This is a genomic window from Mammaliicoccus lentus, from assembly GCF_002902755.1.
Classification (GTDB): Bacteria; Bacillota; Bacilli; order Staphylococcales; family Staphylococcaceae; genus Mammaliicoccus; species Mammaliicoccus lentus.
The window spans coordinates 69,231-93,072 of sequence record NZ_PPRS01000004.1 but is presented as its reverse complement, the minus strand read 5'-3'; the positions used below and the strand labels follow the sequence as shown (position 1 = coordinate 93,072).

Here is a 23,842-nt window from a genome sequence, read left to right as displayed (position 1 = left end):
TTTCCCGCTTTCAATTGTACTTTTTATTTACCATTATTACATTTATACAATAGTTAACAAGTAATACAACTAAAAATACTATTTCAAGATTTTCCGTAAATACATTATTACCATCACCTTTAAGCCCTGATATTTTTAAGGCAATGTAGGACATAATGATAAGAAACATGAATCCAAATGTTCTTGATAATACTTCTAATCTCATTCTTAGTGCTCGTTCGTCTAATCTTTTTTCTCTACTAAATTCTTTAGTATCAATCGTAATAAATTTAAAATAAAATTGCCACATCACAAATGTGATAATAATAAAAGCTATCCACTTCAGTACATTCATAAATTACTACTCCTTAATGTCAAAAGTATTTTACATTTTTATGATAACATTTCAGAGATAAATGTCAAATACTTTTGACATTTATAATTTAAAAAAGCCTATCTCAAATTGAGATAGGCTTTTGCTATATGAGAGGTTTTGCTAATTATCCTAATACTTCTTTTGCTTTGTCATCTTTGACAATTAGAAATACTTTACCTTCGTCCATTTTTTCTTCGTTTTCTTCCGCTTGTTCTTTTGATAATCCAAGCTCTTGTAATTTAGCTCTTAATTCGTCACCTTGCTTGTCGAATTTTTGACCTAAGTCTTTGTTATTGTAGTCAATACCAGAATAATCTGTGTGTTCTACAATACGTGCCGTACGATCATCATCGTGTGATAATACAAAAACATTTGACGGATCAATATTCACATCTTTTAGTTTGTTAATGTCGTTCTGTAACGCTTCGTCATTATTATAAGTTTTTACTACTGTCATGAATAAAGCATCCATTTCTATATTATATTATTAGTATTCCCACTGAAGAATTGTTCAAACATCATTTTGGCATATATTTCCTATTCAACGATTTTTTGTTGTTAAAATTCAAAAGTAAATAAAACTTCTTGTATATATTTTATGACTTTATTTATTCTTATTAAATTTCGACATTGTATCTATTCATCTTTTTACTAAAAAAACTTTATTTGATAAGGTTAATTTAATATTTTAATTATTCTTATAATACTACTCTATTTTTCCACCTTTTAATCCCGAATATACTTATCAGAATTGCGTTGACACTAGCTTATTTAAAGTGGTAATCTTTAATGCATATTAAAACTATCGGATTAGAATGTTTAGGAGGATATTATGACTAAGAATACACACATCAAACTTGGACTTTTTTTAGCGGGGTATGGTCATCATGTGGCAAGTTGGCGCCACGAAAATGTTAATGAACAAGGACCTATGGATTTAAATCATTTAATTCGTACGGCTCAACTAGCAGAGAAAGGCTTATTTGATTTAGTTTTTCTTGCTGATAGCTTATTTGTCTCTGAGAGTTCACATCCAAATATCTTGAGTCGCTTTGAACCTCTAACTTTATTATCAGTATTATCAACACATACCACTAATATAGGATTAGCTGCTACAGCTTCTACTACATATAGCGAACCTTTTCATATCGCACGTCAATTTAGTTCTTTAGATCACATAAGTAATGGGAGAGCAGCATGGAATATCGTCACTTCTTCCATTCCATCTACCGCAGAAAATTTCAATGGAACTAAGTTAATGGAGCATGAATTACGATATGAACGTGCCAACGAATTTGTTGATGTAACAAATAAACTTTGGAATTCATGGGAAAAAGATACACTTATTAGAAATAAAGAAACAGGAGAATTTATTGATGGTAAAAAACTGCACACTATTAACTATGTAGGTAAACATTTTAAAGTAAGAGGACCATTAAATATTGAACGTTCACCTCAAGGAAGACCATTATTAATTCAGGCAGGATCATCACCTACTGGAACTGATTTAGCAGCAAAAGTAGCTGATGTTATATTCACTGCACAAAGCCAATTAACCGATGCAAAAGACTTTTACCAAAAGTTGAAAAATAAAGCGATTAATGAAAACAGAAATCCAAATGACATTTTTATCATGCCTGGTTTGTTCCCGATTTTAGGTGAAACAGTCGAAGAAGCTGAACAAAATTATCAAGAAATTCAAGACTTAATTTTGCCTCACGTAGGATTAAATATATTATCACCTTATGTAGGGAATATTGATTTATCTCAATACCCGTTAGACAAAAAATTTAGTGAATTAGATTTAACAGTTGGTGATGGTGTACAAAGTCGTTTTGAAGTCATTCATAAAGAAGCAATTGCTAAAGACTTAACGCTAGAAGAAGTTTATAAAAAAGTTGCTGGTTCTAGAGGTCACCATATATTTGTGGGAACACCTAATCAACTAGCCGATAAGATGGAGAAATGGTTTAACTCATCTGGAGCAGATGGTTTCAATATTATGCCTCCTATATTACCCTCTCAATTTGAGTTATTTATTGAAAAAGTTATACCAATTTTGCAAAAAAGAGGATTATACAAAACATCTTATAACAAGGGAACTTTAAGAGAAAAACTGGGATTGAATAATGAATAGAGGTGCAATATGGAACAAACTATTAGAAGAGCAAACAAAAAAGATACTAAGGCATTAAAAGAACTTATGTTTCTTGCATATGAACCTATACGCACTTTAGGTATTAATTTTCAATCTGCAAATCCTACAATAGAATCTATAACTAAAAATTTAGAAGAAAACTTATGTTATGTATTAGAAATAAACAATGAAATAGTGAGTACGATTTCATTACGCATGCCATGGAGTAATAATCCTGGACCTTATTACTTTCCACACATTTGGTGGTTTGCTACTTCACCTAAATATAAAAACAAACATTTTGGCTCAAAATTATTAACATATGTAGAACAAAACATTTTACTCAACGAATTAAACTCACCTGCTGTAACTTTAGGTACAGCTTCTAACCATCCTTGGCTAAGTAATATGTATTTAAATAAAGGTTATCAAAAATTCGGGAAACAGGATTTAAAAAAAGGGCACATTACACAATATTTTATAAAAATATTAAATAAACAGAAATTCAAAGGTGAACAAGAATTAAAGAAAAAGTTTACTCAAGTCAAATTTGAAGAAGGTGAAACAATTGAACTTTGACCCAATATATTTTTTTGAAACATTTCCAAAGCTTATGCCTTACTTACCTATAACTTTAATGTTAGCTATTGTTTCATTAATTCTATCTATAATTGGCGGTTTAATCATTGCGCTAATATTACGCGCAAAAATTCCTGTATTGAAAGAAATAGCCATTGTGTATATATCATTCTTTAGATCTATACCAAGTTTAGTACAACTATTTTTAATTTATTATGGATTACCACAACTTATACCCGGGATGCGTGTAATTGATGCTTTAACTGCCGCAATAATTGGCCTTAGTATTAAAAATGCTGCTTATTTAGCTGAAATCTTTAGAGCTGCAATTACTTCAGTTGATAAAGGACAATTCGAAGCCGCTCATTCAATTGGCCTTAGTAAAACACAAACTTATATAAAAATTGTATTACCTCAAGCTACACGAAACGCTATACCAGCATCAGGTAACATTTTTATTGGCTTAATTAAAGAAACATCACTCGTATTTACACTAGGAGTAACTGAAATTTTTGCGAAAAGTAAATTATTATCGTCCGCTTCGTATAAATATTTAGAAACATTCTTAGCGGTTGCTATTGTTTATTGGTTGATTACTATTATATATACGTATCTACAAAGTCTATTAGAGAAAAAATTAAACAAACCATATGAAAGTTAGGTGAAGGTTCTATGATTAAAATCGAAGGAATCAAGAAATCTTTCAACAAAACAACTGTTTTAAAAGGTATAGATATTGAGTTAAACAAAGGGGAAGTTTTGGCAATTATCGGACCTTCTGGATCAGGAAAGTCAACTTTATTACGATGTCTTAATTGGTTAGAAACACCAGATGCAGGTACTATATCAATTGACGATGTTTCAATAAATGCTGAAAGTTATAAGAAAAAACAAATACAACAACTCATTCAAAAATCAACAATGGTGTTTCAGCATTATAACCTATTCAAAAATAAATCAGTATTAGAAAATGTTACACAAGGATTGGTTACCACTCAAAAAATATCTAAACCAGAAGCAATTCAAATTGGAGAAAAATACTTAGAACAAGTTGGTTTATTAAAATTCAAAGATAAATATCCTGCCACATTATCAGGGGGCCAACAACAACGTGTAGGTATTGCTCGTGCACTGGCTATGAATCCACAATTATTATTATTCGATGAACCCACTTCAGCGTTAGATCCAGAGCTAGTATCAGGCGTATTAAAAATTATAAAAGACGTTGCATCTATGAAGAAAACAATGATACTCGTCACTCATGAAATGTCATTTGCTAAAGATGTTGCCGATAAAATAGTGTTTATGGAAGATGGCGAAATAGTTGAAAGTGGTACGACAGAAGAAATTTTCGACCCATCTTCTCACAATCGTACCCAGTCTTTCATTAAAAAAGTAGATACTCTTAATGATGAAGAGGTTATTCAATGACAAAGACTAAACAACTCATCAATACGATATACAATCGTTCTCAATATATTACGCCCAAAGATCGCGATAATGGATTAACAGGCATTCTAGATTTTATTTCGACTTGTTTTGCTGCACAAAATAAAGAAGCAGTTCACTCACTTATACAATTTGCTATTAATGAAGATGGTAAAGGGAAATCCTCAATCATAGGCTACGAAGGTGAAGTAACCTCTTCTAATGCAGCGCTAATAAATGGATTTATTGCACATATTCTAGATTTTGATGATGTACATTCAAGTATGAGGGGGCACCCTAGCGCAATTATTTTACCTAGCTTACTATCAATATCAGAACACAATAACCAAACTTTTAATCATTTTATCGATAGTTATATTATAGGTGTTGAAATGGCGACACAAATAGGAGAAACAATAGGTTCTGAGCATTATGAAAATGGTTGGCATGCTAGTTCTACAATTGGTTTAATAAGTGCTACTGTAGCTTGTAGTTATTATCTAAACTTGGATACTAATGATTTTGCAAATGCAATCGGTATAGCTGTTACTCAAGCTAGTGGGTTACGTGGGCAATTCGGTTCAGATATTAAAGCATTACATATTGGACTAGCTGCACAAAAAGCCTACTGGTCAACAAGAGTGGCACAGAAACAAATTTTAAAAGGTAACCAAAATATGCTAGATGATTTTTACGATACTTTTGGAAATTCACAACACATGCCTGAAACACTAATAGAAAAATTCGGAAAAAAATGGTCAATAACAAATCCTGGTTTATGGTTTAAACTCTATCCATGTTGCTCTGCTAATTATCATTTGATCGATGCTATTAATAGTATTAAAGCAACTAATGTCATTCCTATAGATAAAATTGAAACAATTGATATTATTTTCCCTTCAAATGGAGATGCAGCACTTAAATACACTCATCCAACAACTGGTCAAGAAGGAGCTTTTAGTGCAGAATATGTGTCCTCCTTATTACTATTAGGCAAGCATTTAAACCCTGAACAATTCTTAAACAATCCTATTCAGTCAGAAATACATGAATTAATGGCTAAGGTACATAGACTGTATGATGACACAATTGTTCCCAATAAATTTGCATTACCCAAAAATCGATTTACAATTGTAAAAATCAAAATGAATGATGGGACTATTTATAAGAAAAGAATAGATACACCTAAGGGCAGTCCATATAACCCATTAGCTCCAGAAGAACATTTAAATAAGTTAAAACATTCTTCTCCCATACATTGGGAGAATATCAAACAGTTTTACCAAATTATAAACACTGACGCTTTACACCAATTTATACACAAAGGAGTTTGCTGAATGAAAAAAATATTCACTTTATTAATCATTGGTTTAATTATACTAGCCGGTTGTTCAAATGATTCAAGTAAATCCGGTAAAGATAAAGGTACCATTGTTGCAGGTACAACAGGACAAAGTTACCCAAATTCTTATGAAAAAGACGGTAAATTAGTAGGTTATGATATAGAAGCTTTCGAAAAAGTTGCACATGAAGCAGGATATAAAGTTAAATGGGTAAAAGCTGATTTTTCAGGCATTATGGGTCAATTGGAATCAGGAAGAGTAGATACAGTTGCTAATGCTGTTGCAACTACTGATGAGCGCAAAGAAAAATATTTATTCTCTGATCCGTATTCATATATCGGCAGTCAAATTGTGACTTCATCTAAAAATAAAGATATTAATAACTATGAAGACTTAAAAGGAAAAACAGTATCAGGTATATTAGGATCAAATCACACAGAAGCACTTGAAAACTTTAATAAAGAAAATAAATATGGCATCAAAACAAAAACATATGAAAATCGTGAAGGCGCCCTACTCGACTTAGAGAATAGAAGAATAGACGGTTACGTAAACTCAGACTCAGTATTATCTGCAGACAAAAACAAACGTGGAAAAGATATTAAGTTCGTAGGTAAACCATTTAATGTTGTTGGCACAAGTTTCCCATTCACAAAAGAAAATAAAGACTTGCGCGATGAACTAAATAAAGAACTTAAAAAGCTCAAAGAAGACGGTACACTAGCCGATTTATCTGATAAATATTTTGGCACAGATACAACAACTAAAAAATAATAATTAAATACAGGCCGATAAAATTATCGGCCTGTATTTTGTATTTGCGGTTCGATAATTTATTTTTATCGACCTGTATTTCGCATTTGCGGTTCGATAATTCCTTTTTATCGAACCGTAAATTCATCTCCAAGGCTTTTATTAGTAATCACACCTATATAAGGGTATAATTATACAAAAGTTTTATTTTCACATCTGTACTTTTATTTTGCTCTGCTTTGTCATACATGGCAGAGTTGATGTGACAAAGTTACATTTAGTATTCATTGTATATAGACTCGCTTCTCCGTAAGATAAAGGTACAAATACTTTTACGTAAAGGAAGGTGTGTTTTACATGGCAGAACAAACTGAAAAGAAAAAGGGTATAGGTCCGAAAGTCCAAGCCTTTGGTTCATTTTTAAGTAGTATGATTATGCCTAATATTGGTGCTTTTATTGCTTGGGGGCTTATAACTGCACTATTTATTGAAGATGGTTGGTTACCTAACGAAGAACTTGCAACTATGGTAGATCCAATGATCAAATATTTAATACCATTACTTATAGCATTTAGTGGTGGTCGTTTAGTACACGGTTTACGTGGTGGTGTCGTTGGTGCCACTGCTACAATGGGTGTTATTGCTGCATTCCCAGACACACCAATGTTAATTGGTGCAATGATTATGGGACCGCTTCTTGGTTGGTTAATGAAGAAAGTTGATGATTTCTTAGTACCAAGAACACCTCAAGGCTTTGAAATGTTATTTAACAACTTCTCAGCTGGTATTCTAGCATTCTTAATGGCAATTGTCGGTTTCAAAGGATTAGCGCCATTAGTTGAAGGTTTAATGAAATTACTTGGTATGGGCGTTGATTTCTTAGTATCTCATCACTTACTACCTTTAGTAAGTATCATCATCGAACCTGCCAAGACAGTATTCTTAAATAATGCGATTAACCATGGTGTGTTAACACCGTTAGCTTCTGAACAAGTTTCAGCAGCTGGTAAATCTATTTTGTATACTTTAGAATCTAACCCTGGTCCAGGTTTTGGTATATTACTTGCTTACATGGTATTCGGTAAAGGAACAGCTAAAGCAACTTCATATGGTGCTGGTATTATCCACTTCTTAGGTGGTATTCACGAAATTTACTTCCCATACGTATTAATGCGTCCTTTATTATTAGTAGCTGCTGTACTTGGTGGTATGACAGGTGTTGCAACATTTAGTATGTTCGGCTTTGGTACGACAGGACCTGCCTCTCCAGGTTCTATAATTGCATACTTCGCAATCACACCTAAAGGCAGTTATTTAGTCATGTTACTAGGCATATTTCTTGCTACACTCGTTTCATTTATCGTCGCATCGATTATCTTGAAATTCACTAAAGACCCTGAAGGCGACTTAGAATCTGCAACTGCAGATATGGAAGCTCGCAAAGGGAAAAAATCTTCAGTAAGCAGTGCTTTAACAGCTGATAACACAGGAACAGAAGCTGAAGCAACTTCTGAAAATGAAGAAGAAAAAGATGAATCTGAAGAATTATTAGATAAATACGATACTGAAAACATAGATGCTCACGATTTCTCTAACGTTCAAAAAGTGATATTCGCTTGTGATGCTGGTATGGGCTCAAGTGCAATGGGTGCAGGTATGTTAAGAAATAAATTCAAAAAAGCTGACCTATCAGATATTGAAGTTACAAATACTGCAATCAACCAATTACCTGACGACGCAGATGTTGTTATTACTCAAAAAACGCTAACAGATAGAGCGATTAAGAAAAATCCTAAAGCAATTCATATTTCAGTAGATAATTTCTTGAATTCTCCAAGATATGAAGAACTTATCAATGAATTAAAAAAATAATTTTAAACAAAGGAGTGAAGGTTAATGATGATAAGTAATCGGGAAAAAAGTGTTCTCAAGTTACTATCTGAACGCCTTCACTCTTTTTTAACGATTCATGACATTGCCCAAACTCTAGGTATTTCTTCAAGAACTGTTCATAGAGAAATGAAAAGAGTAGAAAAGACTTTAGAAAATTATCATTTATCTTTATCTAGAGTGCCTAAATTAGGTTTACGCATTGAGGGCGACCCCGATGATATAGATCAATTTATGCAAGCACTAAATGAGCAAGATACAATCGATTTGTCAGATGAAGAAAGAAAAGTAATTATTCTATACAATTTAATACAGTCTAAAGATCCAGTTAAACTTTATAGTTTGGCTAATGAAATTGGTGCATCCACACGAACTTTAAATAAAATTTTAGAACAGTTAGAACCTGAATTAACACTTTTTGATTTATCTATAGAAAGAAAACGTGGCGAAGGTTTATTGTTAATTGGTGAAGAAGTTAACAAGCGACAACTCTTAGCTCGTATCATGTTAGAAAAATTAGATAGTGATAGTGTATATTCTGTTGTTGAAGACCACTTCGTCTATCACTCTTTAAACGAAACGCATTTACAAGGCATCGTAGATATAGATAGATTGTTTAACGTTGAGAGACTCCTAATGGACGAACTCGGTGTTCTACCCTATACGTTAACGGAAGCTAGTTATTTAACATTAACTATCCATATCGTTTTATCTATAGAACGCATTAAACAAGATGGTCATGTTGAAATTGAAAACGATATTTTAAACGAATTGATTTCAACTGAAGAGTTCAAAGTTTCAACTCGCTTAACTAATGTATTAAGTGACATTTACGATGTGACTTTTAACAGTTCAGAAATTGCTTTTATTACGATGCATTTAAGAGGCGCAAGAAGACGTCATGAAACAACTTATGAAAATAGCGAGATTCACGAACAACATGTAACTAGATTAATTGATTTTGTAAAATCACGCGGTTTCTCTTTTAAAGATGAAACGTCTTTATTCAATGGTTTAAATTTACATTTAGAACCAGCTATTAATAGACTTGAAGCAAACATTGAAACCTACAATCCGCTTACCGAAATGATTGAAACTTATGATAAAGAACTTTTTGAAGCTGTTTCGTCAGGTTTAAAGATTGTACTCAGTGATTATCATTTTCCTAAAAGTGAAATTGCTTATATTGCATTACACTTTGGTGGCATGCTCAATGAAAAACAAAGTCCTTCACTTCATGTGTTAGTCGTCTGTAGTAGTGGTATAGGTACAAGTAGAATCTTATCTAATCGATTGAAACAACATTTTTCTGAAATAGCAGAGACAACAGAAGTTTCAGTAAGTGATTTAAAATCTATTGATTACTCTAAATATGACGGTATGATTTCAACAGTTTCTTTAGATACGAAATATCCACATATTACAGTTAATCCATTATTACCTGAACAAGATGCCGAAAGTGTTAAATACTTCCTAGATTTACAACAAAATATACATTACGCATTAAAAGATGATGTAGGTGAAAAGTCTCAGCTATCACATAAAGATTATGATCAAACAGTCAACTTTATAGAAGATAGTTTAACTTTGATTCAAAACATGATTTTCGAACAAAGAAAAGTAACCAATCTTACTCGATATCTAGTACAAACACTGACAAAACACCACGTCCTTGAAAATAGTAATGATTTTATTGAAAAGTTTGAACAAAGAACAGCGTTACAAGGATTTGCACTTACAGGGTATCCAGTAGCAATACCTCACCTATCAGACGAATCAATAAAGAAACCTCAGCTCATTATTACAGAATTAATAAAACCATTAAGCTTAAAGACGATAGAAAATAAAGAGCAAGAGGTTAATTGGTTAGTTTCAATGTTTATACCGGCTAATTCAGAACAAGGACAACTAATGAGCGAAGTATCATCTTTAATTACAGAACATTTAGATGACATTAATCATCTATTAAACGATCGTGTATTAATAGAAAATACACTTAAATCATTTTTCTTAAATAAACTAAAACAAAAATTAACGAAAACGGAGTGACTTATCATGACACAATTATTTAATCCAGAAAACATTATTATGAACTTATCAGTAAATTCACAAGAAGAAGCAATCGAAAAAGCAGGACAAGTATTAGTAGAAGATGGAGCAGTAACAGAGAAATACATCACTGCTATGAAAGAACGTGAACAAATTGTAACAACTTATATGGGTAATTTCTTAGCTATTCCACATGGCACAGACGAAGCTAAAAACGAAGTATTAAAATCAGGGTTAGTTTTACTACACATCCCAGAAGGCGTTGATTGGGACGGTAACGAAGCTAAAGTTATTGTAGGCATTGCTGGTAAAGATGGCGAACATTTAGACATCCTTTCACAAATCGCAATTACATTTAGTGAAGAAGAAAACGTTGAAAAAGTTATAAATGCTCAAACAAAAGAAGAAATTCTTGCAGTCTTTGAGGAGGTTGAGCTTTAATGAAAGCCATTCATTTTGGAGCCGGTAATATCGGCCGTGGTTTCATTGGCAAAGTTTTAAGTGATAATGGTTACGAAGTTACTTTCGTAGACGTAAACGCGGATGTTATCAATCAAATTAACGAAGAACAAGCTTATAACGTCATTATAGCTAATGAAGAAAATACTAAAGAACCTGTTTCAGGCGTCAAAGGTATTAATAGCATTTCAAATACAGAAGATTTAAAAGCAGCAATCCTTGAAGCAGATGTTATTACAACAGCTGTAGGTGTAAATATTTTACCTATCATTGCTAAATCTTTTGCAAACTTTTTAACAGAACGCGAACCTGGTAAAAAACTTAATATCGTTGCTTGTGAGAATGCAATCATGGCTACAGATCAGTTGAAAGAAGCAATATTAAATATAACTGGTCCACTATCAGAAGATATTTCATTCCCAAATTCAGCAGTCGACCGTATTGTTCCTCAAGGTCAAAAAGAAGGTTCATTAGACGTATTAGTGGAACCATTCTTTGAATGGGTTGTCGAAGCGTCAAAATGGCAAGGAACACAATTAGAAGATGTACATTACGTTGATGATTTAACGCCATATATCGAAAGAAAATTAATGACAGTAAACACTGGTCATGCTTACTTAGCGTATTATGGACAATACAAAGGTTACAATACAATTCTTGAAGCCATTCAAGATAAAGAAATTAAAGCCGGTTTACATGAAGTACTTAACGAAACAAGTGAGTACCTCATATCAACATTTGATGAATTCACTAAAGAAGATCAAGCTTATTATGTTGAAAAAATAATTGGTCGCTTTAATAATCCTTACCTATCAGATGATGTTACAAGAGTTGGTAGAGGTGTACTACGTAAAGTTGGACCAAATGATCGAATCGTTAAACCTTTAATCGAATTAGCAAAAAGAAATAAAAAGCATTCTGAACTTGTTAAAGCTGTTTGTTATTTACTAGAATACAAAGATGTAAATGACAAAGAAACTGTCGAAAAAGACACTTATATCAAAGAACATAGTGTGGCAGAATTCTTACAAAAATATGCAGAGTTAAATGCTGAAACAATTGAAGAAGTCATCATACAATACACAGAAATTGAAAAGTAGTTTTTGAAAAGCCGTATAAATATACGGCTTTTTCTTTTCATTCTATAAATAATACAATTAATATCTCATCATTTCGTTATGTTTTATTTATTTTATTAGAAGAATTAATATTTTTTGCACACTTAAATTTCTTAACATTATATTATGTGTGACTTTCATTTGTGACATTTATATTATTTGTATTAATATTTAATTAAATCCTACTCTTATTAGTTTACATATAGCTATATTTGAGCTAAAATAAGAAAATAATTGATTAACTAAAATCATAGTTTTGAAATACAAAAAGCTTTTTATTGAATGATACAAGGGGTTGTATTACTTTGTGTTTCTTCAAAATTTAAAAAACCATTATCTAGGGGGATTCAAAATGGCAATTTCTAAAATAGAAAATTGTTCGGATTTATTATCGCTTGTAACGTATGTGGACAAATTAAAGTCAATCATTAAAAAAGATTTTTCACTAAGCTTCGAAGAGTTTGCTGTACTTACTTACATTAATGACACGGATGAAGAAGAATATCATTTAAAGAAAATCATTAATAAACTCAACTATAAACAACCGCAAATTGTTAAAGCTGTAAAAAACTTATCACAACAAGACTATTTCACTAAGAGAAGAAATGAATATGACGAACGTACTGTATTAATTTTAGTTAATAAAAAACAACGCAAATCTATAGCTGACGTCATCGCAAAAATCGATAAAGAAATAGCTAATACTGATATAAATGATTAATTTTGCATCAAGCATTAAATATTCTTGATACAAATAAAAAGGTACACCAAAATTATTTGGTGTACCTTTTTATTGTATAAATTTATTAAGACATAATACTTATGATATTGATTGTTTCATAGAAGTGCATTGTTTTAAAAATTTAGTAACTACTTTTTTAAATTTTTCACTTTCTTCGATAAAAGGTGCATGTCCTGAATTTTCAAAGAGTTCTGTATGTGCATTTTTAATATGATTTGTTTCATCTTCATCTAAGAATGGATCATGTTTCCCTTTTATTATAAGTGTTGGGACTTTAATATCATCTGACTCAATATTAATACCATTAATTGTTCGCACTGATATAGCATCTTGTTCTTCTGTCATTCGATAATATTTTTTCACTTCTTGGTACCATTTGAACGTTGTATCAGTGTTATAAAAAATTTCATTAAACAAAATTAACATTGCTTCTTCTTTACTAAAGCCGGCAACTTTATCTCTATGTTTTGCAATTAATTTAATGAGAGGCTGTTTTCCTTTATTAGAAATAGATGATATTAAGATAAGTTTCTTAACACGTTTGGGTTGTTGTATCGTCAATTCTTGAGCGATTACACCACCCATATCGTGACCTACAATATATGCTGATTCAATGCCTTCAGCATCCATTAAATCAATGATGTCATTGATATGTTCTTGTATTGAAATTTCTGTTGGTTTATCTGATTTTCCATGTCCTCTGGAATCAATTGAATATATTTTAAAATCGTTTTTTAACTGTTCGACTGTAGAATGAAATGCTGCTAAATTCATACTCAATGCATGCAACATAATTAATGGAGTCCCGTTTCCATTTTTCTCAAAAGCGATTTGAGTACCATCCCTTGTTATTAGTTTACCCATAAGTAATCCTCCCAACTTTACAGTAATAATATACCCGATTAACACAATTTCACACTTTTATATATTTAATTTAATAAAATGAAAATGAATCAGGCTGAGACATAAAATAAATGTCTCAGCCTGATTTTAATATTATTTAGTTAAACGTATCTTCTTGTCGAATATCTCATTACGAAGAATAAAATAATCATCAATATAATTGCCCAACTAGCAATAGTCACGCTCATAATTATCGTTTCATTAGTTGTCACAGATGAGATTGTTTTTTGTAAAACAATAAATCCCATTGCAGCAACTTCTAATTTACGTAGGAAAATCGCGAGAATTAACAACATAAGGCCTATTACGAATATCGCTTGGAAAATGACTAACGGCAAAACATAAATGCCTAAGTTCAAATTAAAGATTTTTAATACACAAAGGATAAGGCCTATACCAAAAACAGTAATATTGGTAATCATCAATTTTCTATTGGGATACAAATAACTGTTCCGTTTTATTGTTAAATATACACCTAGTGATGTTGTTAATATAAAAATTACATATAATACATATAATCCTGTCACAGCACTAAATAAAACCAATTTCTTATCAAGTAAATATGCAAATAATAAGAAATTTAATGTATAAAAAAGAATAGGGTTATAGCTAACAATTGCTAAATTTCGTTGTATAATTTGAAGAATTTCAGCGTGTGATTTATGTCTGTATTCAGCATAATCAACTTCTTTTTCGTCTGATTTTTTCATATCTTTCTTTAATGAATGCTGAACTTTGTCTATTCGCTCAGGCAATACACCTACATGTTGTAAATAATCATTCACATTTTCAAGTAATACTGTATTGTTAGGACGCATTAACACACCACCTTATTCTCATATTGTATAAATTAATCCCCCATTATGCAATATGTATATTACAATAATGGGAGATTCGTTTAAGCTATTGAGCTATCAAGCTATTTAATATTGGCCTAAATCAATACGATACACTTTATAATCTTTACTGTCTGGTGTAGCTTTCGATAGTTGGAAATGCGCTTTATCATTATTCACGTAAGCATAACCGCCAGTATATTTATTATTTTGTACACGTTTAGTAGTATCTTCACCTAAAAGGTCTACTAACTGATTTAAATCTACATTAGTCTGTTGATCATAAATCATTGTAATACGTTTAACTGATTCATTCTGACCTTTGCCTGTTCCTGTAATAATCATATGACCATTTTTTGTGTCAAATTCATAATAGTTTTCTTTTTCATTACTGTCATCAGAGTATGAGTACATTAAATTAGGATACTTGTTTTTAATTTTTGAAACTTTATCTCCAATTTTAATATTCTCAATGGCTTGAGTACCCTCTTTATATGATTCTATATTCTTCTCATTTATATCTAAGTGGGTATCATTTGCTGCTTGTGCCTCAGTAAACGGTGAAAATGGTAAAACCATAAGTAACATCGCAATAGTTAAGAGACATTTTTTCATATGAGGTTCTCCTCCATTTATCTGTCTTTTTGATTATGCATCCAACCTGCGATTATTATAACATAGTCATTACAATTTGACTACTTTTATTACAATCATGTAACAAAACGATTAATTTTGAGGAATTCCACTTAAAAATTCATTCATTTCACTAATAAATTTCTCTTTTTCTTCAACAAATGGTAGTTCTCCAGACTGCTCAAATAATACAAATTCACTATTTGGTAGCAGTTCGCTTATTTTTTGACCTTCACTATATAGGATTTTTCCATCATACTTTCCTGAAATGACAAGTGTTTTCACTTTAATTTCATGTAATAAAGCAAGAATATCAAAATCTTTGAATGAACGTTTTATTGTGATTTCTTCTTCCATTGTTTGTAATGCATGAGAAGGTATATGCGATTTTACAAACTTTTTAGCTTTTTTAATGTTTTTGTATCTAAATTTCATTAAATATTTTTCTTTTTCTTCATCATTCATTGTTCTTATTTCATCTGCATGTCTATCGTAAATACGGTTTTCCGGGAAAGTTTTATGATTATCTGTAGGATTAATCAATATTAAACCTTCTACTAAATTTGGACTTTTATAAGCAAGCCCTAGTGCTACAGTTGAACCTAGTTCTAAACCAATAACAAAAGCTCGATTAATAAATAATCCATTTAGTAATTGCTGGATATCTGAAACGTAATCATCAACTCTACTATCAAATGGTGCATCGCTTAAACCATGCCCTCTCATATCTATAGATATCACTTGATACTGTTTACTCAAATTTTTGATAAGAGGTGCAAATACTTCCATATTTTGAAAAACACCGTGCAATAAGATTATCGGGAAACCTTTTCCTTTTGTTTCATAATGTATTGCTACATTCTCTTTAGTTAAGAATAAATTCATGATTATTCACCTCTTTGAATTTGTTTACATATCTCTATTAAATCACTTAAATTTTCAATTGTATAATCTAATTCATTTTCTTCAGGTGTTCCTAATACCGAATTAGCAACCCAAGCATTTTTCATCCCCATCGCATAAGCGGGAGCAATATCATTGATTGGACAATCACCAACATATAATACTTGTTCTGGCTTAACACCTAAATGTTTCATATTATCTTCGAAAATAATAGGATCGGGTTTCATCGCACCTACATCTTCTGAAATTGAAATATAGTCGATGTATGGGTCTATACCAATAGCGTTGATTACATGTGTAACTTTCTCGCTTTCACCATTTGCAATAACACCTAGTTTATATCCCATACTTTCCAATTTATCTAAAGTAAACAATGTATCGTAAAACGGAAAGTGGTATCTATAATAATGCATTTTATAGTCATTATAAAACATCTTCCAAGTAATTTTTTCAATGTTTAATCTCTTAACGAGTTCTTGATAAACCCATTCTATATCCTCTAAACCGTAGGGATTTAACGTTAAATATACCTTTTCAAAATCACGTCTTTGGACTGTAACCATCAATTCATGAAATCTTTCAAATTGTTCTTCCAAAAATTTTAATCGTGACTTTTCACGATCTACAAGCGTATCTTCTAAATCAAAGATAATTGCTTGAATGTCACATGAATCCATGTCATCATCCCTTTCATAGAAATATTTTAAACTATTCTATTCAGAAAGCAACAACAATTTTATAGCTAAAAACACCAATTTGTTAGATAAACTACTAACAAATTGGTGTTTACTATATGAAATATTACAACATTAAAGGTTGCCTTTTTCTTTTTTGCGTTGTTCCGTTATCATTAGATACATCATAACGGGTATAGCGATAATTGACAATACAATACCTACTGGAATTTGTATCGGACTTATAATGACACGGCCTATGGTATCTGCTATTAATAACAACGATCCACCTATTAAAATATTAAGTATCATTTTAATGAACATAGGCACTCTATATACTCTCCTTACTACTTGGGGTACAATCATACCTATAAAGCCAATAATGCCTGTGAAACTTATTATAACGGCCGTCATAACTGCAGCTATTAATAAGCAGAACCATGATATAAATCTAACATTAACACCAAGCGTAATAACTTTATCTTCACCTAGTTGTATAAGCTTGATTACATGGCTCATACCTAATAATAAGACAATACATATAATAGTTACGACTCCAGTTATTTCGACGGTTATTCTCTCAGCTGAAGCAACACTTCCAAACATATATGAAACCATGTTATTAACTTTGTCTGGCTTTATTAATAGTAGTATATATAATGCTGCACTAAAAAATGCGCCAATAAATATACCCGATAAAATCATCGTAGCTACATGAAAAGTTTTTACCATTGTTTCCGTAACTAATACGATGATTATTAACGTTAACATGCTAAAAAATATTGAAAACAACGGCACAAACCAAATGGATACACCAAGAAATACTGCAAGTGCACTTCCAAATGTTGCGCCACTAGCAAGACCTAATGTAAAACTATCTGCTAATGGGTTATTTAATATTGTTTGATAAATATGACCACTCATTACTAGTCCCATACCAGCAATTAAAGCCAGTAATGTTCTCGGAACTCTTAATTTATAAAAAATCGTCCATTCTAGTTGATTATCAAATTTCCATGTTATACCTGTAGAACCTATAAACAAAGACACTGCAACAGATAACAATAGAACGAGAAACCAAATCAAAATATACTTAAAATGACTAGATTGATTAGTCGTATATTTTGTCTGCAAGCTCTTCTAATCCTTCAGCTAGTCTTGGACCTGGTCTTGATATTTTATCTGCGTTTAATGCGTAAACGCTGTCGTTTTTAACTGCATTTACTTGATCAAACCCGTCTCTATTGTTATTCAATTTTTTATATTCTTCTTCGCTTTGCCCGCTAGTTGTTATCATAACGTCTGGATTGCGTTTCAAAATACTTTCTTTATCTGTTTTAATCCAGCCTTCTTCATCATGAAATACATTTTTAGCTTTAATTGAAGTTAACATATCATCATAAAATGTGTTTTTACCTGATGTATAAATATCTGGTTGTGATGAAATTTCCATAAATACTTGTTTTCCTTGTTTATCTTCAGGTATATCTTTTTTCACCTTTTCGATATCGTTTTTCACTTTATCTACAAACTTATTAGCTTCTTTTTCTTTACCTGTAACTTTACCAACTTGTTTAAATGTTTGGTACATTTCATTGATGGAATTAGCATCATCTATGTATACGACTTTAACGCCAGCATCAGTTAATTTTTTCAAATCTTTTTCTTGTGTAGATTTATTAGATTCATGTGCCAATATTAAATCTGGTTTAGCTTTCATTAATGCTTCTGTATCTAATTTAAATGCATCAAATTGTTTTTTATCTTTCACATCTTTAGGATAATCATCCACTATAGAAACCCCTACAACTTTATCACCAAGACCCAGTTCATATAATATTTCTGTATTACTTGGAATTAATGAAATAATTCGTTTGTATTCTACTTTCTCCTTTGATTCTTGTTTTGCTTCATTTTTTTCATTATCTGTATTACTTTGACAGCCTGAAAGTACAATTATTGCTGCAAATAATAAATACACAACTCTAAATAATTTCATTTTATCTCTCTCCTATCTTTACTTAAAAAATGATACACAAAAAGGCGCAACTCAAATAAGCTTGAGCTGCACCTCAATTAAAACAATATATTAAATTACATTGATTCTGGGGCAGAAACACCAATTAGTTTTAAAGCGTTACGTAAAGTAATACGTGCTGCTTCGATTAAAGCTAAATGTGCTTTTGTCTTTTCTATATCATCTGTTAATACTTTTTCAGCGTTATAGAATTTATGGAATTGTGCAGCTAAATCTTGAATATAATTCGTCATACGATGTGGACTACGTGATTCTGCAGCTGATACAATCGTTGGTTCAAATTCAGCAATTTTCTTCAATAATTCAAAAGCTTTATCATGCGTAATTAAAGATAAATCAACATCTTTATCTAGCTTAATGCCTTTTTCTTCTGCTTGGCGAATAATAGATGATATTCTCGCATGAGCATATTGTGCATAATAAACTGGATTATCTTGAGATTCTTTCTTCGCAAGTTCCATATCAAAATCGAAATGAGTATCAGGACTACGCATAGTTAAGAAATAACGCGCTGCATCAACGCCAACTTCATCCATAATATCTCGTAAAGTAATAGCATTACCCGTACGTTTACTCATTTTAACTTCTACACCATCTTGTAATAATCTTACCATTTGCATAATTTGGATTTCAAGACGGTTTGAGTCAACGCCAAATGTTTCTAAAGATGCTTTAAGACGGTTTATATAACCGTGATGATCAGCACCGAATAAATTGATTAATTTATCAAATTTACGTTCTACTTTATCATAATGATATGCGATATCTGGTAAGAAGTAAGTGTACGTACCGTCTTGTTTAACAAGTACACGATCTTTATCGTCACCAAATTCAGTAGTTCTTAACCATGTTGCGCCGTCTTTCTCAAATGTATAACCAAGTTCAGTCATTTTATCAAGTACAGCTGTAATTTCATTTGCTTCATATAAAGATGTTTCACTAAACCAACTATCAAAATGTATATTAAAATCATTTAAATCATTTTTTAATTTAGCCATTTCATAATCTAAACCAAGTTTACGGAAAGTCTTAATTCTTTCTTCCTCTGGTTGATCTTTAATTTCTGGATGTTTCTCAGCTAAATCTTTCCCTATTGAGATGATATCTTTGCCATAATAACCATCTTCGGGTAATTCAGTGTCGACACCCATTGCTTGATCGTAACGTGCTTCTATAGAATGTGCTAAGTTTTCAATTTGTTTACCTGCATCATTTATATAGTATTCTCTAGTTACATCATAGCCTGCTGCACTTAAAATATTAGATAGCGTATCACCAACTGCAGCATTACGAGCATGACCGATGTGTAAATCACCAGTTGGATTTGCAGATACATATTCTACTATAATACTTTCATTCTTAGATTCATCCGCTTGACCAAAAGTTTCTCCTTTATTTAAAGCTGTTTCAATAACAGTTGTTAAATATTGTTGATCTAAGTAAAAATTAATAAATCCAGGCCCAGCGATATCTACTTTTTTTACATTTGCTTTTGTAGTATCTAAATTTTCTACAATTTGTTTAGCAATTTCACGTGGATTTTTACGCGCTATTTTTGTTAATACCATTGCAATGTTTGTTGAATAATCTCCGTTTGTTGAATCTTTAGGTGTTTCAATTTTAATCTCGGGTACTTCGTCTACAAGTTGAGCTTTTAATATACTCGCTTTAATTTCTTCTATTAATGTTTCTTTAACTTGATCAATTATATTCATACATTTATCTCCTTGTAATTTATTTGAAATTGATATGTTCCGAGTAAGCCTGATGGATCACTTAATTGATAGTGTATTTTTAATTTACCTTTTTCTTCATCTATAAAGTGTTTGATTGACAATGTTTTGACGTTCAAAGTCATACGACCCGCTTCAGTTTCATAATAGCTAACCGTATCCTTACCTTCTACAAAATGAAAAGTTGTATTAACTGTACCCATACGGTGAATTTTAACGCCAGTTTTGTCTATTTTAAGCATGTTCTTAACAACTTGGTCATCTATTGTTTCTTCATACCTAATAATATCACTATTCCTTTTGTGATATGTACCTGTAGTATTAGTTTGAAATGTTGATTTATCGCCATTTTGTTTAACTACTTGTCTGACATTAACGCTGATATTTTCTTTCATCATATCTCACCTCACCGTTTTAGAACCGTTATAATTATAGCATATATGACAAATAAAATTAAAAAAAGCAGGGCTAAAAGCGCCTGCTTTCTTTAGTGTCCTAGCTATAGTAGCTATCAACTATTTTACTGATGAAATTCAGAAAAGACAATAGCAATTTACTTTTATTGCTATAATTCACAATTAAGTCACAAAATAGTCACAATTACTTTGTCTCTAATGATGCCTTTAATTCATCGCTACTATTATTCCACATTTCCATGTTATGTTCTTGAAGGAATTTTTTGAGTACTTTACGATTTTCATCACCAATTTGGTCAATTTTAATTTGGTGTTTCATGGACTTATCCATCATATTAACATGTTCAGGCATACTCTTAAATCCACGTTTCTTCGGTTTATTTACTAATAAGTAACATCCCGTTAAACCTGCATAATATGGACCTTGTTCTCCACGTTCAGTCGTAACCCAACAAAGCCAATATTCTCTCGCGTCCTCGCCTTTGACTTCTTCCGTATCTTTAACCCACTTAACTCGCTTTTCAACTTCAGCTCTTGCATGCATTGCACCTACATCTATAAAAGCTGTTTGTTCAGTTACATCAACAAATACAGGGGCTACGTTATCTAAGCTGATTGATCCTATATTCGTACCTTTATGTCCATCTAGTGGGTCATTTTTAATAATGTTAAATTGAAAGCCTTTCTTTTCAGCCATTATTTCACCTCATTTAATTCTTGTGTATATCATACTAGAGTTTAAGATTAATATTCAAGTTTGTAAATTATACCAATTCGTTTAATAAATTGATGATATCTCCCTTAATATCTTCATCTTCCATTTCTAAAATGAGTTCTTTCGGGTAATATAATTTATAATCTAGACGTTTAATTCCAGTAATACTATGAATAATTACTGACTGGCTGCTTATCTCTTTAATATGACCTGTCTTTTGTAATAAATGTATTGGTTGGCGATTTGAACCAGGACGATCATAGTCGTATGGCAAATCGGAAAATGAATCACAAACAAAGTAATATTCCGGATCAATGCCACCTTTTTCGAATAACTCAGTTAATTCACCTATTGTAATAATAGATCCATCGAAAGGTAAATATTTAAATAAGTCACGATTGACGAATCGTTTACTTAAATCACTTAATATATCATCGTCTTCTTCAGTCCATTCTTCTAAATAGTACATAACAACTGATTCATCTAAACGAATATAATCTTTAATTGTTACATCACCTTCGAAAAACGGTATTAAATATTTCGGTGCTTCTTTAAATGAGTATCCATTATCATAAAGCACTTTAGCACGTTTAAAACATCTATTTAATAATACTTCTCCACCACGGCTAACTGGATGAAAATAAATTTGCCAATACATTTGATATCGGCTCATTAAGAAATTTTCAACTGCATGCATACCGCTTTCTTTAATCAGCACTTCATCTTTAGAAGGGCGCATCAAACGTAATACGCGTTCCATATCAAATTGACCGTAGCTCACACCCGTGAAATAAGCGTCTCGTTGTAAATAATCCATTCTATCGGCATCTATTTGTGAAGAAATCATAGAAATAACAAGTTTATTTTTATGGGTCTTATTAATTACATCCGCAACTTCAGTTGGAAAATCTGGAGATACTCTGCTCAGCACTTCATTTACTTCAGTATCACCTTTAATAATATCTTGCGTAAATTGTTCATGATCTGTTAAAAATATTTTCTCAAAACAATGAGAAAAAGGACCATGTCCTAAGTCATGTAGTAAAGCAGCACACAAAGCAAGTGGTCTATCTTTATTGTCCCACTGCGCTCTTCCAACAAATACTTCATCTATCATTCTTCTTACGATTTCATAAACACCTAAGGAGTGACCAAAGCGACTATGTTCAGCTGTATGGAAAGATAAATATAATGTTCCAAGTTGTTTGATTCTTCTTAAGCGTTGAAATTCTTTAGTTTTAATTAAATCCCAAATTAATTGATCGCTCACATGTATATAACGATGCACAGGATCTTTAAAAACTTTTTCTTCTGTTAATTTTTTCGTCCCATAATCTTCATAAGTCACTTAGTTTCCTCCTTTCGAAATTATTACTCAACTGTAAACTCAATGTTACCAACATTTTCATATTCTGCTTTATAAACCCCTTGAGTTAAAGGTTTAGGCAGTATAAATGTGCCGCTAGAAACAAACATACCTGGTTTCAATGAACGGTTATATTTTTTAATTTCAGAAATCAGCCATTTTACTGCTTTTGCTGGATGGCCTTCAACTTCTGTACTATTACCAGAAGCAATTTCTTTACCATCTAAATATAAAGTCCCTTTAATATTATTAATATCTTCATATGATAATTGTTTAGGCTCACCATATACAACACCACCACTCACTGCACTGTCGGCTATAATTTCAGTGACACTCAAGTTAGGGAACCAATTACTAAATCTTGAATCTGGTATCTCTATGCCTGGTGCGATTAAGCACTTATTCATAATATCTTCTAGACTGTCTTGTTCGTTTAACTCTTCTTGAACGAGAAATACAAGTTCCATTTCAATAAGTGGTTCATTTAAGTCGTTTAACTGAACACGTTTACCGAAAATCGTTGTATCTCCCATCGCACCATATAAAGGGGTTGTAGAAGAAAATATATCTCGTGTTTCTTGGCTTGTTAAACTAATTTTATATCCTTTATGCAACTCAGTTTCTTCTTTACGCTGAAGAACACCTTCTTGAACATCATAAGCAGCGTTCTCTGTGATATTCGAAGGTAAAACACCATTAGGAATAATCGTCTTATTCTCATATGCTTCATAAAATTGTGCTACCCATTTATTAAGTGATTGTTCCATTATCC

Annotated in this window: 25 protein-coding genes; 11 read left to right on the top strand and 14 right to left on the bottom strand. The window is 31.5% G+C overall.

The features are described from left to right. Nucleotides 1-10: 10 nt before the first annotated feature. Both CD135_RS01940 and CD135_RS01935 read right to left on the bottom strand, forming a co-directional pair. Nucleotides 11-334: a hypothetical protein gene (locus CD135_RS01940; RefSeq protein ID WP_103268690.1), complete on the bottom strand. Its 324-nt coding sequence runs from the start codon at nucleotides 332-334 to the stop codon at nucleotides 11-13. 145 nt (nucleotides 335-479) lie between these two features. Beyond that, on the bottom strand, nucleotides 480-812 hold the full coding sequence (locus CD135_RS01935; RefSeq protein ID WP_016999485.1) for a YflT domain-containing protein: 333 nt from the start codon (nucleotides 810-812) through the stop codon (nucleotides 480-482). A 372-nt stretch (nucleotides 813-1,184) separates the two neighbouring features. On the opposite strand from CD135_RS01935, the gene CD135_RS01930 reads away from it, so the two are divergent. The 11 genes from CD135_RS01930 (at nucleotide 1,185) to sarA (ending at nucleotide 12,832) form a co-directional block, all read left to right on the top strand. Then, a complete protein-coding gene (locus CD135_RS01930; protein ID WP_372508397.1) occupies nucleotides 1,185-2,492 on the top strand; it encodes an LLM class flavin-dependent oxidoreductase in 1,308 nt (435 codons plus the stop codon). 9 nt (nucleotides 2,493-2,501) lie between these two features. Beyond that, on the top strand, nucleotides 2,502-3,071 hold the full coding sequence (locus CD135_RS01925; RefSeq protein ID WP_103268688.1) for a GNAT family N-acetyltransferase: 570 nt from the start codon (nucleotides 2,502-2,504) through the stop codon (nucleotides 3,069-3,071). A gap of 34 nt (nucleotides 3,072-3,105) precedes the next feature. Next, nucleotides 3,106-3,732 carry an amino acid ABC transporter permease gene (locus tag CD135_RS01920; protein WP_050988897.1) on the top strand — a complete coding sequence of 209 codons (627 nt, stop codon included), beginning with the start codon at nucleotides 3,106-3,108 and terminating at the stop codon, nucleotides 3,730-3,732. Between the two features lie 11 nt (nucleotides 3,733-3,743). Continuing rightward, on the top strand, nucleotides 3,744-4,502 hold the full coding sequence (locus CD135_RS01915; protein ID WP_016999481.1) for an amino acid ABC transporter ATP-binding protein: 759 nt from the start codon (nucleotides 3,744-3,746) through the stop codon (nucleotides 4,500-4,502). After that, a complete protein-coding gene (locus CD135_RS01910; protein WP_103268687.1) occupies nucleotides 4,499-5,836 on the top strand; it encodes an MmgE/PrpD family protein in 1,338 nt (445 codons plus the stop codon). The genes CD135_RS01915 and CD135_RS01910 overlap by 4 nt, the downstream gene beginning before the upstream one ends. After that, nucleotides 5,837-6,616: a transporter substrate-binding domain-containing protein gene (locus tag CD135_RS01905; RefSeq protein ID WP_016999479.1), complete on the top strand. Its 780-nt coding sequence runs from the start codon at nucleotides 5,837-5,839 to the stop codon at nucleotides 6,614-6,616. A gap of 336 nt (nucleotides 6,617-6,952) precedes the next feature. Continuing rightward, nucleotides 6,953-8,467 carry a PTS mannitol transporter subunit IIBC gene (locus tag CD135_RS01900; RefSeq protein ID WP_016999478.1) on the top strand — a complete coding sequence of 505 codons (1,515 nt, stop codon included), beginning with the start codon at nucleotides 6,953-6,955 and terminating at the stop codon, nucleotides 8,465-8,467. A gap of 24 nt (nucleotides 8,468-8,491) precedes the next feature. Then, nucleotides 8,492-10,534 carry a BglG family transcription antiterminator gene (locus CD135_RS01895; RefSeq protein WP_103268686.1) on the top strand — a complete coding sequence of 681 codons (2,043 nt, stop codon included), beginning with the start codon at nucleotides 8,492-8,494 and terminating at the stop codon, nucleotides 10,532-10,534. A gap of 6 nt (nucleotides 10,535-10,540) precedes the next feature. After that, nucleotides 10,541-10,975 (top strand): PTS mannitol transporter subunit IIA, encoded by a 435-nt coding sequence (locus CD135_RS01890; protein ID WP_016999476.1) that lies wholly within the window; start codon nucleotides 10,541-10,543, stop codon nucleotides 10,973-10,975. After that, entirely contained in the window at nucleotides 10,975-12,093 is a 1,119-nt protein-coding gene (locus CD135_RS01885; RefSeq protein WP_103268685.1) for a mannitol-1-phosphate 5-dehydrogenase, read from the top strand. The genes CD135_RS01890 and CD135_RS01885 overlap by 1 nt, the downstream gene beginning before the upstream one ends. A gap of 370 nt (nucleotides 12,094-12,463) precedes the next feature. Next, nucleotides 12,464-12,832, top strand: coding sequence for a global transcriptional regulator SarA (sarA, locus tag CD135_RS01880; RefSeq protein ID WP_016999474.1), 369 nt, complete (start codon nucleotides 12,464-12,466; stop codon nucleotides 12,830-12,832). Nucleotides 12,833-12,931: 99 nt separating this feature from the next. Here sarA and CD135_RS01875 read toward each other — a convergent pair whose 3' ends face one another. The 12 genes from CD135_RS01875 to CD135_RS01820 form a co-directional block, all read right to left on the bottom strand. Continuing rightward, nucleotides 12,932-13,717, bottom strand: coding sequence for an alpha/beta fold hydrolase (locus tag CD135_RS01875; RefSeq protein WP_064204218.1), 786 nt, complete (start codon nucleotides 13,715-13,717; stop codon nucleotides 12,932-12,934). A 140-nt stretch (nucleotides 13,718-13,857) separates the two neighbouring features. Further along, entirely contained in the window at nucleotides 13,858-14,574 is a 717-nt protein-coding gene (locus CD135_RS01870; RefSeq protein WP_016999472.1) for an MFS transporter, read from the bottom strand. 105 nt (nucleotides 14,575-14,679) lie between these two features. Continuing rightward, nucleotides 14,680-15,207, bottom strand: a complete 528-nt coding sequence (locus CD135_RS01865; RefSeq protein ID WP_103268684.1) for an SA0570 family protein — start codon at nucleotides 15,205-15,207, stop codon at nucleotides 14,680-14,682. A 111-nt stretch (nucleotides 15,208-15,318) separates the two neighbouring features. Continuing rightward, nucleotides 15,319-16,110: an alpha/beta fold hydrolase gene (locus CD135_RS01860; protein ID WP_103268683.1), complete on the bottom strand. Its 792-nt coding sequence runs from the start codon at nucleotides 16,108-16,110 to the stop codon at nucleotides 15,319-15,321. A gap of 2 nt (nucleotides 16,111-16,112) precedes the next feature. Then, the gene (locus CD135_RS01855) at nucleotides 16,113-16,805 is read right to left on the bottom strand and encodes an HAD family hydrolase (protein ID WP_016999469.1); all 693 of its coding nucleotides are present in this window, start codon (nucleotides 16,803-16,805) and stop codon (nucleotides 16,113-16,115) included. Between the two features lie 132 nt (nucleotides 16,806-16,937). After that, entirely contained in the window at nucleotides 16,938-17,936 is a 999-nt protein-coding gene (locus CD135_RS01850; RefSeq protein ID WP_016999468.1) for a FecCD family ABC transporter permease, read from the bottom strand. Beyond that, entirely contained in the window at nucleotides 17,914-18,801 is an 888-nt protein-coding gene (locus tag CD135_RS01845) for an ABC transporter substrate-binding protein (RefSeq protein ID WP_103268682.1), read from the bottom strand. Before CD135_RS01845 ends, CD135_RS01850 begins: the two co-directional genes overlap by 23 nt. A 95-nt stretch (nucleotides 18,802-18,896) precedes the next feature. Further along, a complete protein-coding gene (argS, locus tag CD135_RS01840; RefSeq protein ID WP_103268681.1) occupies nucleotides 18,897-20,555 on the bottom strand; it encodes an arginine--tRNA ligase in 1,659 nt (552 codons plus the stop codon). Continuing rightward, on the bottom strand, nucleotides 20,552-20,971 hold the full coding sequence (locus CD135_RS01835) for a YwiB family protein (protein WP_245942539.1): 420 nt from the start codon (nucleotides 20,969-20,971) through the stop codon (nucleotides 20,552-20,554). Before CD135_RS01835 ends, argS begins: the two co-directional genes overlap by 4 nt. A gap of 202 nt (nucleotides 20,972-21,173) precedes the next feature. Continuing rightward, a complete protein-coding gene (locus CD135_RS01830) occupies nucleotides 21,174-21,686 on the bottom strand; it encodes a YwhD family protein (RefSeq protein ID WP_103268679.1) in 513 nt (170 codons plus the stop codon). Nucleotides 21,687-21,753: 67 nt separating this feature from the next. Further along, nucleotides 21,754-23,052: an HD domain-containing protein gene (locus CD135_RS01825; RefSeq protein WP_016999463.1), complete on the bottom strand. Its 1,299-nt coding sequence runs from the start codon at nucleotides 23,050-23,052 to the stop codon at nucleotides 21,754-21,756. 23 nt (nucleotides 23,053-23,075) lie between these two features. Continuing rightward, nucleotides 23,076-23,837, bottom strand: coding sequence for a 2-keto-4-pentenoate hydratase (locus CD135_RS01820; RefSeq protein ID WP_103268678.1), 762 nt, complete (start codon nucleotides 23,835-23,837; stop codon nucleotides 23,076-23,078). Nucleotides 23,838-23,842 lie beyond the last annotated feature (5 nt).